Below are 14,473 nucleotides of genomic sequence, written 5' to 3'. Positions count from 1 at the left end.
CTCTCGATACCGCTCTCTTGCCGCCATGCTGCCCCATCCCCGCTGGATACACTCGCTTGCATGTCTGGCCAGTCACTGCTCGTACCAGGCGAGCTTTCTCCCGTCCGTTCCGTTCCCGGAAACATCCGCCGGCCCGAGTACGTGGGCAAGCCCGCGCCCACTCCGTACACCGGACCGGAGGTGCAGACGGCCGAGACCATCGAGGCCATGCGCATCGCCGGCCGGATCGCCGCCCAGGCGATGGAAGAGGCCGCCAAGCTGATCGCGCCGGGGGTGACCACCGACGAGCTGGACCGGGTCGCCCACGCCTACATGTGCGACCACGGTGCGTACCCCTCCACGCTGGGCTACCGCGGCTTTCCCAAGTCCCTGTGTGCCTCGCTCAACGAAGTCATCTGCCACGGCATCCCCGACTCGACCGTCTTGCGGGACGGCGACATCGTGAACCTCGACGTGACCGCGTACATCGGCGGGGTGCACGGCGACAACAACGCCACGTACCTGTGCGGTGACGTGGACGAAGAGTCGCGGCTGCTGGTGGAGCGCACCCGCGAGGCCCTGAACCGGGCCGTCAAGGCCGTCAAGCCGGGCCGTCAGATCAACATCATCGGCCGGGTCATCGAGTCGTACGCGAAGCGCTTCGGCTACGGCGTGGTCCGGGACTTCACCGGCCACGGGATCAACTCGTCCTTCCACTCCGGCCTGATCATCCCGCACTACGACAGCCCGCACGCCACCACCGTCATCGAGCCCGGGATGACCTTCACCATCGAGCCGATGCTGACCCTGGGCACCCACGAGTACGACATGTGGGAGGACGGCTGGACGGTCGTCACGAAGGACCGCAAGCGCACCGCGCAGTTCGAGCACACACTGGTGGTGACGGACACCGGGGCGGAGATCCTCACGCTCCCGTAGGGCCCGGCTGGAGCGGCGCCCGAATTTTTTACCGACAAGGCGTCGGGAACACATTGACTTAGGCATACCTAAGTAAGAAGATCAGGTGTGGCGGCGGTGCCGCCACGCCTGTCTCCCCTTCCCTCGGAGGTCCGCCTTGGACGCCTTCTCCACCGCCATCCGTGTCGCGTCGCACGAGCAGCACACCGAAGCCGAGACCTCCACCTTCATGAGCGACCTGCTCGGCGGCCGGCTCGGCGTGGACGCGTACACGCGCTACACCGAGCAGCTGTGGTTCGTCTACCGGGCCCTGGAGGACGCCGCCGAGTCCCTCAGGGACGATCCGGTGGCCGGGCCGTTCATCCGGCCCGAGCTGATGCGCGTCGCCGAGATCGAGCGGGACCTCGCGCACCTGCTGGGCGCCGCGTGGCGCGAGACGGTCGTGGCACTGCCGGCCACCGAGGCGTACGCCGCCCGCGTGGCCGAGTGCGCGGACCGGTGGCCGGGCGGGTACGTCGCCCACCACTACACCCGCTACCTCGGCGACCTATCCGGCGGCCAGATCATCCGCGACAAGGCCGAGCGGACCTGGGGCTTCGAGCGCAAGGGCGACGGCGTCCGCTTCTACGTCTTCGCGGACATCTCCAACCCGGCCGCCTTCAAGCGGACCTACCGCGAGCTGCTGGACGCGGTGGCCGCGGACGACCTGGAGAAGCAGCGCATCATCGACGAGTGCAAGCGCGCCTTCGACTACAACGGGGCGGTCTTCCGCGAGCTGGGCGAGCGGTTCCCGCTCAGCGCGTAGCCCCTCCGGGGAGGTGTGCGGGAAGGGCCGGCCCGGCGCGCAGCGCACCGGGCCGGGCCTTCGCCGTCGTGCGCGGCCGCCTCGTCGCGGCGCGTACGAGGGCTGCCGCGCGGGACGCCACCCCGTGCCGTGGCCGGAGAGGTGTGCCGGGTTGCGGCTCCCCCGGCTCCCCCCGGCTACCGCCGGAAGGTGCCCCCGGGCTCGTCGAGGCCGCGGTCCGGGGCGAAGCGGACTCGGCCGCCGATCTCCACCGTGCCGTCGGGGCCGGGGGCGGTGAGGATCTGGGAGCCGGCGCCCTGGGTGATGTTCAGGGCGCGGTTGAGCTGGGCCGTCAGCAGGATCGCGGCCGAGCCGGTGGCCTCGTCCTCGGCGATGACCCCGTCGGGGCGGCGCGGGAAGCCGCGGGCCCGTACCCGGCCCGCGGTCTCGTCCTCCCAGGCCCAGGCGTACAGCCAGCCCTCGCCGGGCGGCGGGGCGGGCAGCGCCTCGACCTCGGCGACATCGGCGTACTGCTCGGTGCGCTTGCCCTCGACCCACTCGGGGCGGGCGGTGATCCAGGTGAACTCCCCGTCGTCGCGTGCCCATACGGAGCCGGCGGGCGGCCGCAGCTCCCCGATGTCGAGCAACCAGGCGACCCCGACCAGCGGATGTCCGGCGAAGGACATCCGTGTGCCGGGGGTGCGGATGTCGACGACCCCGCGCTCCGGGTCGTCCACGAACACCGTCTCGCTGTAGCCGAGTTCGGCGGCCAGCGCCTGCCGCGACCGGTCGTCGGGGCAGGTCCGGCCGTCGCGTACGACACCGAGCAGGTTGCCGAACCGGCCGTCACCCGCGCAGAAGACCTTGAGGACGTCGAGATCGTTCACGCGGGCATTCAAGCACGGGTCAGGTCAGAGCAGGTCCGTGCGGCGCCTGCGCGCGAGGAACACGGCGCCCTCGCCGGCCCCGATCACCGCGGCCGAGGTGCCAGCAGGGTGCCGGCCGGGATGTCGGCGCCGGTTCGTACGACACCCCCTCGGCGACGCGCTCACCTCCGCCCGGATCCGCGCCGGCCTCGGCGGGGCCCCGCTCGACCGGGTCGGCGAGAGCGTGCTGCGGATGGCCGTTCTTCTTCTGGCTGCTGCGCCGCACCCGCCGCAAGCAAGGAGGCTGGGCGTGACGGGCACCGTGACCGGCAAGGTGACCGGGCCTTTCCGCGCTGGTGGTTCCCGTACGCGGCCCGAAGCGACGCGGCCGGAAGCACCCGTTCCGTCGCAGGGCACGGACGACTGGCGACTTGACTCGCCCTTGACTCGTCCATGGGGATTCCATGGGCGGGCCGTGACGGCTCCGTGTCCACCGGTACCAGGTGTGCGCTGAATCACTGGACGAGTGGGGATGGGTCAGGTAAGCCTCGGTTAAGTTAGGTCCGCCTCACCGGCCTCTCCCCCTTGGGACGGCCCCCTCGTCCGACGCCCAGGAGCCCCCCATGCGCCCCGCCCGCCTCACCGTCGTCGCCGCCGCCTCCGTGGTGGCCGCGCTCACCGCGCTCACCGGTTGCGCCGAGAAGAACGACGCCGGCGGCTCGGGCACGATCCGTGTGGCGGCCTCCGACAGCGCGTGCGAGGTCTCCTCGAAGGAGTTCCCGGCGGGCAAGGTGCAGTTCGAGGTCGAGAACAAGGGCTCCAAGGTCACCGAGCTCTACGTCCTCTTCCCGGACGACCGCATCGTCGCCGAGCGCGAGAACATCGGCCCCGGCACCAAGGCCACCATCACCGCCGAGATCAAGGGCGGCGACTACGAGGTCGTCTGCAAGCCCGGCATGAAGGGCGACGGCATCCGCCAGGCGGTCAAGGCCACCGGTCAGGGCGGCGACGAGAAGCGCTCCCCCGAGGCCGACGCGGCGGTCGCCGCCTACCGCAAGTACGTGCAGGAGCAGGCCGACGAGACGCTCCCGAAGGCCCAGGCCTTCGTCGACGCCGTCAAGGCCGGCGACCTGGAGGCCGCGAAGAAGGCCTACGCCCCCTCCCGCATCGGCTGGGAGCGCACCGAGCCCGTCGCCGAGTCCTTCGGCGACATCGACCCGAAGGTCGACGTCCGCGAGGACGGCCTGGAGGCCGGTCAGGACCCGGCGAAGGACTGGACCGGCTGGCACCGCCTGGAGAAGGCGCTGTTCCAGGACGGCAAGATCGGTGACGCGGAGAAGAAGCTCGCCGACACCCTGATCGCCGACCTCACCGACTGGCAGAAGAAGGTCGGCCAGGCCGAGATCACCCCGACCTCCATGGCCAACGGCGCCAAGGAGCTCCTCGACGAGGTCGCCACCGGCAAGGTGACGGGCGAGGAGGAGCGCTACTCCCACACCGACCTGGTCGACTTCAAGGCCAATGTCGAGGGCGCGCAGAAGTCCTACGAGCTGCTCAAGCCGGTCGCCACGAAGAACGACGCCGAGCTGGTCAAGCAGCTCGACACCCAGTTCGCGGCGCTGAACACGCTGCTGGACAAGTACCGCGCCGACAAGACGGGCTACGAGTTCACCGCCTACGACAAGGTCGGCGACACCGAGCGCAAGGAGCTGTCGGACGGCGTCAACGCGCTGGCCGAGCCGCTCTCGAAGCTCGCCGCCGCGGTCGCGAAGTAACGGCAGAAGTCGAGCAGGCGGGAGACCGAAATGGCTGAGTCCAAGCAGGCAGCGCAGCCCGAAGAGGCTGACCAGAGCTCGTCCGCGCCCTCACGGCGCGCCGTCCTCGGCTGGGGAGGCGCCGGGCTCGCGATCGGCGCCGCCGCGGCCGGCGGCGCCGTGGCGGCCTTCAACAGCGGTGCGGACGCGGTGCCGGCGGCGGCCGCCGGGGCGGCCATGCCGTTCCACGGCGAGCACCAGTCGGGCATCGCCACCGCCGTACAGGACCGCCTGCACTTCGCGGCCTTCGACGTGAAGACGAAGAGCCGTGACGAGCTGGTCAAGCTGCTCAAGGACTGGACCGAGGCGGCCCGCCTGATGACCGCCGGCCACCCGGTCGGCGAGGGCGGCTTCGGCGGTCTCCCGGAGGCGCCGCCGGACGACACGGGCGAGGCGCTGGGCCTGAAGGCCTCGCGCCTCACCCTGACCATCGGCTTCGGTCCCGGCCTGTTCGCCAAGGACCGCTTCGGTCTGGAGGGCAAGCGCCCGGAGGCCCTGATCGAGCTGGAGCAGTTCCCGGGCGACAACCTGGACCCGGCCCGCTCGGGCGGCGACCTGTGCGTCCAGGCCTGCGCCGACGATCCGCAGGTCGCGGTGCACGCGATCCGCCAGCTGGCCCGGATCGGCTTCGGCAAGGTGGCGGTGCGCTGGTCGCAGCTGGGCTTCGGCAAGACCTCGTCCACGACCCCGGACGAGCAGACCCCGCGCAACATGATGGGCTTCAAGGACGGCACCCGGAACATCTCGGGCACCGACGCCGCGGGGCTGGAGAAGCACGTGTGGGTCGGCGCGGGCGACGGCAGCGACTGGCTGGCCGGCGGCTCGTACCTGGTGGCCCGGCGCATCCGGATGCACATCGAGACCTGGGACCGCACCTCCCTGCGGGAGCAGGAGGACATCATCGGCCGGGACAAGGGCGAGGGCGCCCCGGCCGGCAAGTCCAAGGAGCGCGACGAGCCGTTCCTGAAGGCGATGAAGCCGGACGCGCACGTGCGTCTCGCGCACCCGGACACCAACGACGGCGTCACGATCCTGCGCCGCGGCTACTCCTTCACGGACGGTACGGACGGACTGGGCCGGCTCGACGCGGGTCTGTTCTTCCTGGCCTACCAGCGGGACGTGCGCAAGGGCTTCGTGCCGTTGCAGCGCCGGCTGTCCAAGAACGACTCGCTCAACGAATACATCCAGCACGTGGGTTCGGCCGTCTTCGCCGTCCCGCCGGGCGTCCGCGACAAGGACGACTGGTGGGGCCGGACGCTGTTCGCGTAGTCCCCGCCGGAGAGGAAACGCCGTGTTCGGCAACTATCTGATCGGCCTGCGCGAGGGGCTGGAGGCCAGCCTGGTCGTCTGCATCCTCGTGGCGTACCTGGTGAAGACCGGGCGGCGGGACGCGCTGCGTCCCGTCTGGCTGGGCATCGCCATCGCCTGCTCGGTCTCGCTGGCCTTCGGCGCCCTGCTGACCTGGGGCAGCCAGGAGCTGACCTTCGAGGCGCAGGAGCTGCTGGGCGGCAGCCTGTCCATCGTCTCCGTCGGCCTGGTGACGTGGATGGTCTTCTGGATGAAGCGCACCGCGCGGCACCTGAAGAGCGAGCTGCACGGCAAGCTGGACACGGCGCTGTCCATGGGTACCGGCGCGCTGGTGGCCACCGCCTGCCTGGCGGTGGGCCGTGAGGGGCTGGAAACCGCGCTGTTCGTGTGGGCTTCGGTACGGGCGAGCGGCGAGGGCTCCTCGGCTCCGCTGGTCGGGGTGCTGCTGGGCATCGGCACGGCCCTGGTGCTGGGCTGGCTGTTCTACCGGGGCGCTCTGAAGATCAACCTCGCGAAGTTCTTCAAGTGGACCGGCGGCATGCTGGTGATCGTGGCCGCGGGCGTCCTCGCGTACGGGGTCCACGACCTCCAGGAGGCCGGCTTCCTGGGCGGCCTGAACGACAAGGCCTTCGACATCAGCTCGGCCGTCCCGCCGGACAGCTGGTACGGGACCCTGCTCAAGGGCGTCTTCAACTTCCAGCCCGACCCCACCGTGGTCCAGCTGACGGTGTGGGCGCTGTACGTGATCCCCGTGCTGGCGCTGTTCCTGGCCCCGGCGGTGAAGCGCGGCAAGGCGGAGCCTAAGCAGGAGCCGAAGCAGGAGCCCAGCCGCTCCTGAGCACACGGAGAAGGCCCCGGGTACGCGCAGTGCGCGCGCCCGGGGCCTTCTCCGTGCGTGTCGGGGCTCAGCGGCCCAGGGGCCAGGCGACCGCCGCGGGGGTCTGGTCGGAGGCGCCCGCGTACCGGGCGCAGGCGTCGGTCAGGGTCTCCAGGAGCGTGAGGGGGTCCGGGAGCGGGTGTTCCATGCCCCGGAGCCAGGCGACCGCCTGGTCACCGGGCAGTGCGGCGGGCGGGACCAGGACGTAGCTGCCGCGGCAGTGCCAGCGCAGGCCCGGGTGTTCGTCCATCGTCTCGGGGTGGCAGTCCAGTTCGCAGGGCCACCACTCGTCCTCGTCCTCGGGGGTGCCGCGGGTGGCCGTGAAGAACAGCATGCGGGCGTGGTCACCGGTGCCCTGGGACTCGGCGACGGGTCCCACCTCCACGCCGGCGGCCAGCAGGCGGGCCAGAGCGGCGGTGCCGGCCTCCAGCGGGACGTCCAGGACGTCGTGCACCATGCCGGTCGCGGTGATGAAGTTGGCCTGCGGCTGGCTGCGGGCCCAGCGTTCGACCTGGGCGCGGTCGGTGGTGGACTGGGTCTGCCAGGCGAAGGAGAGGGGGTGGCGCGCGGGCGTGGGACAGCCGATCCTGTCGCACGAACACCGGTAGCCGGCGGGATGGGCGGCGGGGGCGATCGGGAGGCCTGCGGCGGCGACGGCCAGGAGCAGCGCCTCGCGTTCCCTGCCGGGGTCCTCGGGAGCGGGTTTCGGCCTGCGGCGCAGCCACTGGGAAATCCTGCTCTGCTCGCCGCGTTGGACGCGGCCGGACTCAGACCCCATCTATCCCCTCACCTACCGTTGCCCCGGCGGACCCTCACATGGTCCCACCATCCTGCGCCCCGGGTGACCGCACTCCTCAACCGGGGGGCTGGGGACGGGGCGCTGACAGCCCCTACATAAGCATATAATTCGGCCATATGTTCTCGGCCATTGATCCGGCTCCTACGCGCCGGTGACCTATGCCACCCCGCCGGGCAGGTCACCCGGCGCCCGGCCCGAGACCCCCGCCGGCACCCGGTCCACCAGCTCGTCCGCATAAGCGTGCGTCAGCGGCCCCGTCCGCAGCAGCCACCGGTGCGTCAGCGGACCGAGCAGCATCTCCACGACCAGGCGCGGATCCACGTCCGCGGCGAGCTGGCCGGCCTCGCGGGCCGCGCTCAGCCGCCCCTCGTACAGGGCGAGCTGCGGCTCCAGCAGCCGCTCGTTGAAGCTGGCGCCCAGCTCCGGGTCGGTCGCGCCGGCCGCGGTGAGGGCGCGCGCGGGCGCCTCGTACCTCTCGTCGTTGAACTCGTCCACCGTCAGCCGCAGGACTACGGCGCGACGCGTCGGGAGACTTCGGGTTCATTTCGGCAACTCATCAATGCGAAACGTCTCGTCTTTCAGCCGTCCCGGAAACCACCCGATCAGTTCACTGCGCCGTCCGCGCAGAGGAGAGACGATTCTCTTCTCATCATCGTGAGGAGCCTTCTTTGCGCAGAGACGCCACACCCCGGCGCTACCTGATGTGCCCGCCCGCGCACTTCAAGGTCACCTACTCCATCAACCCGTGGATGGACCCCACGAAACCGGTGGACCTGCCCCTCGCACTCGCCCAGTGGGAAGACCTGAGGGACCGCTACCGCGCCCTCGGCCACACCGTCGAGACCCTCGTGCCCGACCCCGGGCTGCCCGACATGGTCTTCGCGGCGAACGGCGCCCTGGTCGTCGACGGCCGCGTGCTGGGCGCGCGCTTCGCGTATCCGGAACGGGCCGCCGAGGCGGAGATCCACCTCGACTGGTTCCGGGCCCACGGTTTCACCGAGGTCCACGAGCCGTCCCACGTCAACGAGGGCGAGGGCGACTTCGCCGTCACCGCCACCTACATCCTCGCGGGCCGGGGCTTCCGCTCCAGCCCGCTCTCGCACGACGAGGCCCAGGAGTTCTTCGGCCGTCCGGTCATCGGCCTCGACCTGGTGGACCCGCGCTACTACCACCTCGACACGGCGCTGTCCGTCCTCGACGGCGACGAGGTCATGTACTACCCGCCCGCGTTCTCCGCGGGGAGCCGGGCCGTGCTCCGCCGGCTCTTCCCGGACGCGCTGATCGCCGACGACCAGGACGCGGCCGCCCTCGGGCTCAACGCCGTGTCGGACGGCCGGCACGTCCTGCTTCCGCAGGCGGCCGCCGGACTGCTGAGGCCCCTGCGCGACCGGGGGTTCGAGCCGGTGCCGATGGATCTGGGCGAGCTGCTCAAGGGCGGCGGCAGCGTGAAGTGCTGCACCCAGGAGCTGCGGCAGTAGGTCGTCACGGTGCCTGCGGCGGCCAGGCCTGGCCCCAGTCGGCGTCCCGCGCCGCCTTGTAGAGGTCACCGTGGCGCTTGGTCACGTTGACCCGGGTCAGGCCCGCCGCGTCACCCTCCTCGGGGCCGCACAGCTCCAGCAGGACCAGCCCCTTGCGGATCTGCGGCCTGCGCGTGATCCGGGAGGCGGCGGGCTCCACCGGGAAGCGCGTCGCGGCGACGTAGCTGAACTTCTCGTCCTCGTACGGGAGGGAGCCGCCCTTGACCTGCCGGTGCAGGGAGGAGCGGCTGACCCGCGCCGAGAAGTGGCACCAGTCCTGACCGACCTCGATCGGGCAGGTCCCGTCGTGCGGGCACGGGGCCGCCACCCGCAGCCCGGCCTCGATCAGCTGGTCGCGGGCCTCGCGGATGCGCAGGTAGCCGTCCGGCGTGCCCGGCTCGATCAGGACCACGGCCTGCCCGGCGCGGGCCGCCTCGGCGACGACCGCGTGGCGGGCCTGCGCCGTCAGCTCGCCCAGGACGTACGAGACCGTCACCAGGTCCGCCTCCGGGAGCGTGAGCCCGGCTCCGATGACGGCCCGCCGCCAGTCGGCGCCGCGCAGCGCCTCGGAGCTGGAGGCCGCGGCCAGTTCCCGGCCGAGGGTCAGCGCCGGCTCCGCCCAGTCCAGCACCGTGGTCGTACGCGGGTCCTCCCAGGTGGCGTCCACCGCCCAGGTCGCCGCTCCCGTGCCGCCGCCCACGTCCACGTGCGAGCCGGGGGTCCAGTGCGGGGCAGCTTCGGCGAGTGCGTCCAGGGCGGCCCGTACGGCCTCGAAGGTGGCCGGCATCCGGTACGCCGCGTACGCCGCGACGTCGGAGCGGTCGCGCAGCACGGGCGCGTCGGTCGGGGTCTGCCCGCGGTAGTTGGCGATCAGCCGCTCTACGGCGGCCGCGGCCTGCTTCGGCGGCAGCCCGTCGAGCAGTCCGCCGAGTGCGCTGCGGAGGGTTTCGGCGGTGGTGGGGGCGGTGACGTTCACCAGCGAAGTTTACGGCGCGCCGGCGGGGCCGGATTTCCACGGTTGGCACATGCCCAGGAAACAGGCCACCGACAGCAGCGAGCACACCACCTGGACCACGGCCATCGGGACCGCCGTGTCCTCGCCCGCGATCCCGACCAGCGGCGAGGCGACGGCCCCGACGAGGAAGGAGGAGGTGCCGAGCAGCGCGGAGGCCGATCCGGCGGCGTGCGGGGTGCGCATCAGGGCCAGTGCGTTGGTGTTGGGCAGGACCACGCCCATCGCCGACATCAGGACGAACAGCCCGGCGGCGATCGGCACGAGCCCGACCTCCCCGAACACCCCGGCCGACATCAGCAGCAGGGCCGCCGAGGCGGCCGTGATCAGCCCGAGGCCGACGGCCAGCACCTTGTCCATGCTGACGCGGCCGACCAGCAGCTTGCCGTTGACCTGGCCGGCGGCGATCAAGCCGACGGAGTTGAGGCCGAAGAGCAGGCTGAAGGCCTGCGGCGAAGCCCCGTAGATCTCCTGGACCACGAACGGCGAGGCCGAGATGTAGGCGAAGAGCGCGGCGAAGGCGAAGCCTCCGGCCAGGGTGTACCCGGTGAAGACCCGGTCGCCGAGGAGGCCGCCCATGGTCCGCAGCGCCGCGCCGACCCCGCCGGTGTGCCGCCGTTCGGGCGGCAGGGTCTCGCCCAGGCAGCGCCAGGTGACCAGGGTGAGCACGGCGCCGACGGCGGTGAGGACGACGAAGACCCCGCGCCAGTCGGCGAGGCGCAGCACCTGGCCGCCGATGAGCGGGGCGATGATCGGGGCGGAGCCGGATATGAGCATCAGGGTGGAGAAGAAGCGGGCCATCTCGACCCCGTCGTACAGATCGCGTACGACGGCCCGAGCGATGACGATCGCGGCCGCGCCGGCCAGGCCCTGGAGCAGGCGGAAGCCGATCAGCAGCTCGGCGCTCGGGGCGAGGGCGCAGATCGCGGTGGCGAGGACGTAGACGACCATGCCGGCGAGCAGGGGCCGGCGGCGGCCCCACCTGTCGCTCATCGGGCCGATGACGAGCTGGCCCAGCGCCATGCCGGCGAGGCAGGCGGTGAGCGTGAGCTGGACGGTCGCGGCGGGGCTGTTCAGGGCGGTGGTGACCTCCGGCAGCGCCGGCAAGTACATGTCCATCGACAGCGGGGGCAGGGCGGTGAGGCCGCCCAGGATGAAGGTGACGAGCAGTCCGGTGCGCCGGGCGGCCGTCAAGGGCGCGGCAGCGCTGCCCGGGGTGGTGGGGGTGGTCGTGGCGGAGGGCGTCGCGGGCGACGGTTCCGAGGGGGCCGTCGCGGGGCCTCTCTCCGACATGCGCAACTCCAGTCCTTTTATCGTTTCCTCACATCCCGGACCGACCCATGCTCTCAGCTATCGGAACGTCCGGGGGCCCGCGTGCGCTGTGACGTAGCCTGCGGCCCCATGAACGCACGTGGGAAGAAGATCGCCGTGGTGACCGGGGCCGGCTCCGGGATCGGCCGCTCCGTGGCCCTGACCCTGGCCGCCGCCGGCTGGGCGGTGGCCGCGGCCGGCCGGCGCACCGGGCCGCTGGAGGAGACGGCCGCGCTCGCCGGGGACGGCGCGGACGTGCTGTGCGCAGCGGCGGACGTGAGCCACCCCGAGGAGGTGGCCGCGCTCTTCGAGTCCGTACGGGAGCGGTACGGGCGCCTCGACCTGCTCTTCAACAACGCGGGCACCTTCGGGCCGGGCGGCGTCCCGCTGGAGGACATCACGTACGAGGCCTGGCGCTCGGTGGTCGACGTCAACCTGACCGGAGCCTTCCTGTGCGCGCAGGCGGCCTTCCGCCAGATGAAGGCACAGGACCCCCAGGGCGGCCGCATCATCAACAACGGCTCCATCTCCGCCCACGTGCCGCGGCCGAACTCGATCGCCTACACCGCGACCAAGCACGCCGTGACCGGCCTGACGAAGTCACTCTCGCTGGACGGACGCCCGTACCGCATCGCCTGCGGGCAGATCGACATCGGCAACGCGGCCACCGAGATGACCGAGCGGATGCAGACCGGCATCCTGCAGGCCAACGGGCAGCTGGCGGTGGAGCCGGTGATGGACGCGGCCGACGTGGCGCGCACCGTGCTGCACATGGCGGAGCTCCCGCTGGAGGCGAACGTGCAGTTCGCGACGGTGATGGCGACGGCCATGCCGTACGTCGGGCGCGGCTGACCCGGGAATGCCGGACCGGGGCGGGCAGTTGAGCGGATCATGACTGACACCGCTGATCCGACCGAGGTGCTCCACTACACGGCCTTCTCCGCCGACCCGGCGGGCGGCAACCCCGCCGGGGTCGTCCTGGACGCCTCCGCGCTGGACGAGGCCGCCATGCTGGGGATCGCCGCCGAGCTGGGCTACAGCGAGACCGCGTTCCTGACCGCCCCGCCCGCGGACCTGGGCGGCGAGAGCGGCCGGGCCTTCACGGTGCGCTACTTCAGCCCCAAGGCGGAGGTGCCCTTCTGCGGGCACGCCACCGTGGCCGCCGCCGTCGCGCTGGGCGAGCGGATCGGCCCGGGCGAGCTGGTCTTCGCGACGCGGGCCGGGACGGTGCCGGTCTCGGTGACCGGCTCCGCGGCGGACGGCGCGGGCCTGCGGGCCACGCTGACCAGCGTCGAACCGCACGTGGAGGAGGTCGCCGACGCCGACCTCGCCGAGGCGCTGGCCGCGCTGGACTGGCCCGCCGCCGACCTCGACCCGGGGATCCCGGCTCGGATCGCCTACGCCGGAGCCCGCCACCTGGTGCTCGGAGCCGCCACCCGGGCCCGGCTCGCGGACCTCGCATACGACTTCGCCCGGCTGGAGGCGCTGATGCGGCGCCTGGACCTGACCACCGTCCAGCTGGTGCACCGGGCGGGCCCGGAGCTCTTCCACGTACGCGACCCCTTCCCCGTCGGCGGCGTCGTCGAGGACCCGGCCACCGGAGCCGCGGCGGCCGCGTTCGGCGCGTACGCCCGCGAGCTCGGCCTGGTGCCGGCCGACGCGGTGCTCACCCTCCACCAGGGCGAGGACATGGGCCGCCCGGGGGTGCTGACGGTGGAACTGCGGGCCGGCGACAACCGGGTCCGGGTGGGCGGCACCGGGGTGCGGATCCCGTGACACCCGGCATGACGATCGAGGCGTACGGGGCCGACGCCCTGCCCGCCGAAATCGCCGCGCAGGTCGCCGCCCTGGAGGCGCACGCCTGGCCCGGAGCGGGCGCCGGCCACGACCCCGCGCTCACGCCCCGGGCCATGGTGCTGCTGGACGGGTCCGGGGCGGTCGCCGCCTCGCTGGCGCTGCTGTACAAGCCGGTGCCGCTCGCGGGCCGGACGTACCGCGCGGCCGGGCTCAGCTCGGTGGTGACGCGGGCCTCGGCGCGCGGCCGGGGGTACGGCGGCCGGCTGGTGGCGGCGGCCCGCGCATCGCTCGCCGCCGACCCGGCCGTGGACGTGGCGCTGTTCAGCTGCGACCGGGAGCTGACCCCCTTCTACGAGGCGGCCGGCTTCACCGCCCTCCCGGGTGCGGTCCTGATCGGCGGGACCCCGCGGGCGCCGCTCGCCACGGACGAGCCGGGCTTCGACAAGAACGTCCTGGCGGCCTTCTTCACGGCGGACCCGGCCGCGGACCGCGCCGTCTTCACGGGCGCCCGCATCCCGCTCCACCCGGGCACGGTCGACCGCCTCTGGTGACGGCGCCGGCCTTGGCGCGCGTCGGCGGATCCGCGTCAGCCGGCCCGCGTCAACGGGTCGCCGTCAGTGGATCTGCGTCAGTGGATCTGCGTCACGACCACGTCGAGGCTCCAGGCCTTCGCCGCCTTGGCGGGGGCCTGCGCCTCCACCGTGAAGCCCAGGTCCCGCAGGGCCGTGACCAGCTCCGCCGGGGAAGCGGGCCGGGCGCCGGCCAGCAGCAGGTCACGTACCAGAACGCCCTTGGTGTGCTTGTTGAAGTGACTCACCACCGACCGCTTCTCCACCCCGTCCACCATCTGCGAGTGCAGCACCCGCACCGTGGCCGTCCGGCCGGCGGTCTCCCCCTTCGGCTTCCAGGCCGAGGCGTACGCCGAGGAGCGCAGGTCCAGGACCAGGCCCTCGCCCGCCGCCTCGGGCATCGCCTCGGCCATCGGGGCCCGCCAGTACGCGTTCAGCGCGCCCAGCCCGGGCAGCTTCACGCCCATCGAGCAGCGGTAGGAGGGGATCCTGTCGGTGATCTTCACCGCGCCCCACAGCCCGGAGAAGACCAGCAGCGAGTCCTCCGCCACGGCCCGCGCCGCGGACGGCAGGGTGGCCAGGCCCAGCGCGTCGTAGAGGACTCCGGTGTAGATCTCCCCCGCGGGCCGGGCGGCGGCGGTGCGCAGCCCGGCGTTCTTCGCGACCTCGCCGCGCAGTCCCTCGCTCAGGCCCAGCACCTCGCGGGCCTTCAGCTCGTCCCCCGCGCACAGGTCGACCAGCTCCTCCAGCACGGCCGCCCGCGCGGCGGCCAGCCCCGGCAGCGACAGCGTCCGCGGCTCCAGAGGTACGCCGGAACCGCCGGCGGCCTTTCCCTCGGACGGCGGCAGCAGCACGAGCACGGTGGTTCTCCTTCAGTACGACGCGGCGCAGGGGGTGCGGCCCCCGGCCCAGGGTAAGGCTC

Annotated in this window: 14 protein-coding genes and 1 pseudogene; 9 read left to right on the top strand and 6 right to left on the bottom strand. The window is 72.5% G+C overall.

The window, feature by feature from the left end; genetic code table 11:
• Window positions 1–60 precede the first annotated feature (60 nt).
• Both map and ACFWBF_RS24705 read left to right on the top strand, forming a co-directional pair.
• Entirely contained in the window at window positions 61–918 is an 858-nt protein-coding gene (gene map / locus ACFWBF_RS24710; RefSeq protein WP_385605674.1) for a type I methionyl aminopeptidase, read from the top strand.
• Window positions 919–1,054: 136 nt separating this feature from the next.
• Window positions 1,055–1,702 (top strand): heme oxygenase (biliverdin-producing), encoded by a 648-nt coding sequence (locus ACFWBF_RS24705; protein ID WP_385605672.1) that lies wholly within the window; start codon window positions 1,055–1,057, stop codon window positions 1,700–1,702.
• 176 nt (window positions 1,703–1,878) lie between these two features.
• On the opposite strand, the gene ACFWBF_RS24700 is transcribed toward ACFWBF_RS24705, so the two are convergent.
• A complete protein-coding gene (locus ACFWBF_RS24700) occupies window positions 1,879–2,568 on the bottom strand; it encodes a PhzF family phenazine biosynthesis protein (protein ID WP_385605670.1) in 690 nt (229 codons plus the stop codon).
• Window positions 2,569–3,170: 602 nt separating this feature from the next.
• Here ACFWBF_RS24700 and efeO point away from each other — a divergent pair.
• From efeO to efeU, 3 genes are read left to right on the top strand one after another with little or no spacing between them, the layout of a single operon-like run.
• Entirely contained in the window at window positions 3,171–4,322 is a 1,152-nt protein-coding gene (gene efeO, locus ACFWBF_RS24695) for an iron uptake system protein EfeO (RefSeq protein WP_385605669.1), read from the top strand.
• A 30-nt stretch (window positions 4,323–4,352) separates the two neighbouring features.
• The gene (gene efeB / locus ACFWBF_RS24690; protein ID WP_385605668.1) at window positions 4,353–5,630 is read left to right on the top strand and encodes an iron uptake transporter deferrochelatase/peroxidase subunit; all 1,278 of its coding nucleotides are present in this window, start codon (window positions 4,353–4,355) and stop codon (window positions 5,628–5,630) included.
• Window positions 5,631–5,652: 22 nt separating this feature from the next.
• Window positions 5,653–6,507, top strand: a complete 855-nt coding sequence (gene efeU / locus ACFWBF_RS24685; protein ID WP_385605666.1) for an iron uptake transporter permease EfeU — start codon at window positions 5,653–5,655, stop codon at window positions 6,505–6,507.
• Between the two features lie 67 nt (window positions 6,508–6,574).
• Here the strand turns inward: efeU and ACFWBF_RS24680 are convergent, their stop codons facing one another.
• Window positions 6,575–7,324 carry a bifunctional DNA primase/polymerase gene (locus ACFWBF_RS24680; RefSeq protein WP_385605664.1) on the bottom strand — a complete coding sequence of 250 codons (750 nt, stop codon included), beginning with the start codon at window positions 7,322–7,324 and terminating at the stop codon, window positions 6,575–6,577.
• Window positions 7,325–7,501: 177 nt separating this feature from the next.
• Window positions 7,502–7,846: a TetR-like C-terminal domain-containing protein gene (locus ACFWBF_RS24675; protein WP_385605703.1), complete on the bottom strand. Its 345-nt coding sequence runs from the start codon at window positions 7,844–7,846 to the stop codon at window positions 7,502–7,504.
• A gap of 140 nt (window positions 7,847–7,986) precedes the next feature.
• On the opposite strand from ACFWBF_RS24675, the pseudogene ddaH reads away from it, so the two are divergent.
• A pseudogene (gene ddaH / locus ACFWBF_RS24670) lies at window positions 7,987–8,823 on the top strand (dimethylargininase); the annotation flags it as partial.
• A 4-nt stretch (window positions 8,824–8,827) separates the two neighbouring features.
• Here ddaH and ACFWBF_RS24665 read toward each other — a convergent pair.
• Together ACFWBF_RS24665 and ACFWBF_RS24660 are read right to left on the bottom strand one after the other, a co-directional pair.
• Complete coding sequence (locus ACFWBF_RS24665) at window positions 8,828–9,838, bottom strand: small ribosomal subunit Rsm22 family protein (protein ID WP_385605662.1); 1,011 nt, start codon at window positions 9,836–9,838, stop codon at window positions 8,828–8,830.
• Between the two features lie 9 nt (window positions 9,839–9,847).
• Window positions 9,848–11,167, bottom strand: a complete 1,320-nt coding sequence (locus tag ACFWBF_RS24660; protein WP_385605661.1) for a multidrug effflux MFS transporter — start codon at window positions 11,165–11,167, stop codon at window positions 9,848–9,850.
• Window positions 11,168–11,275: 108 nt separating this feature from the next.
• Between ACFWBF_RS24660 and ACFWBF_RS24655 the strand changes: the two genes are divergently transcribed.
• From ACFWBF_RS24655 to ACFWBF_RS24645, 3 genes are read left to right on the top strand one after another with little or no spacing between them, the layout of a single operon-like run.
• Window positions 11,276–12,037, top strand: a complete 762-nt coding sequence (locus ACFWBF_RS24655) for an SDR family oxidoreductase (protein ID WP_385605659.1) — start codon at window positions 11,276–11,278, stop codon at window positions 12,035–12,037.
• Window positions 12,038–12,076: 39 nt separating this feature from the next.
• Window positions 12,077–12,961, top strand: a complete 885-nt coding sequence (locus ACFWBF_RS24650) for a PhzF family phenazine biosynthesis protein (RefSeq protein WP_385605657.1) — start codon at window positions 12,077–12,079, stop codon at window positions 12,959–12,961.
• Window positions 12,958–13,533, top strand: coding sequence for a GNAT family N-acetyltransferase (locus ACFWBF_RS24645; protein WP_385605655.1), 576 nt, complete (start codon window positions 12,958–12,960; stop codon window positions 13,531–13,533). The genes ACFWBF_RS24650 and ACFWBF_RS24645 overlap by 4 nt, the downstream gene beginning before the upstream one ends.
• Window positions 13,534–13,610: 77 nt before the next feature.
• Here the strand turns inward: ACFWBF_RS24645 and yaaA are convergent, their stop codons facing one another.
• The gene (yaaA, locus tag ACFWBF_RS24640) at window positions 13,611–14,411 is read right to left on the bottom strand and encodes a peroxide stress protein YaaA (protein ID WP_385605654.1); all 801 of its coding nucleotides are present in this window, start codon (window positions 14,409–14,411) and stop codon (window positions 13,611–13,613) included.
• Between the last annotated feature and the right edge of the window lie 62 nt (window positions 14,412–14,473).

The organism is Streptomyces sp. NPDC060028, from assembly GCF_042736725.1.
GTDB lineage: Bacteria > Actinomycetota > Actinomycetes > Streptomycetales > Streptomycetaceae > Streptomyces.
This window is presented reverse-complemented; position numbering and strand designations above follow the sequence as displayed.

Excerpts from the sequence above, each read along its gene's own strand:
- map (WP_385605674.1), top strand. The coding sequence starts at position 61 with ATGTCTGGCCAGTCACTGCTCGTACCAGGCGAGCTTTCTCCCGTCCGT.
- efeO (WP_385605669.1), top strand. The coding sequence starts at position 3,171 with ATGCGCCCCGCCCGCCTCACCGTCGTCGCCGCCGCCTCCGTGGTGGCC.
- efeB (WP_385605668.1), top strand. The coding sequence starts at position 4,353 with ATGGCTGAGTCCAAGCAGGCAGCGCAGCCCGAAGAGGCTGACCAGAGC.
- ACFWBF_RS24680 (WP_385605664.1), bottom strand. The coding sequence starts at position 7,324 with ATGGGGTCTGAGTCCGGCCGCGTCCAACGCGGCGAGCAGAGCAGGATT.
- ACFWBF_RS24660 (WP_385605661.1), bottom strand. The coding sequence starts at position 11,167 with ATGTCGGAGAGAGGCCCCGCGACGGCCCCCTCGGAACCGTCGCCCGCG.
- ACFWBF_RS24655 (WP_385605659.1), top strand. The coding sequence starts at position 11,276 with ATGAACGCACGTGGGAAGAAGATCGCCGTGGTGACCGGGGCCGGCTCC.
- ACFWBF_RS24650 (WP_385605657.1), top strand. The coding sequence starts at position 12,077 with ATGACTGACACCGCTGATCCGACCGAGGTGCTCCACTACACGGCCTTC.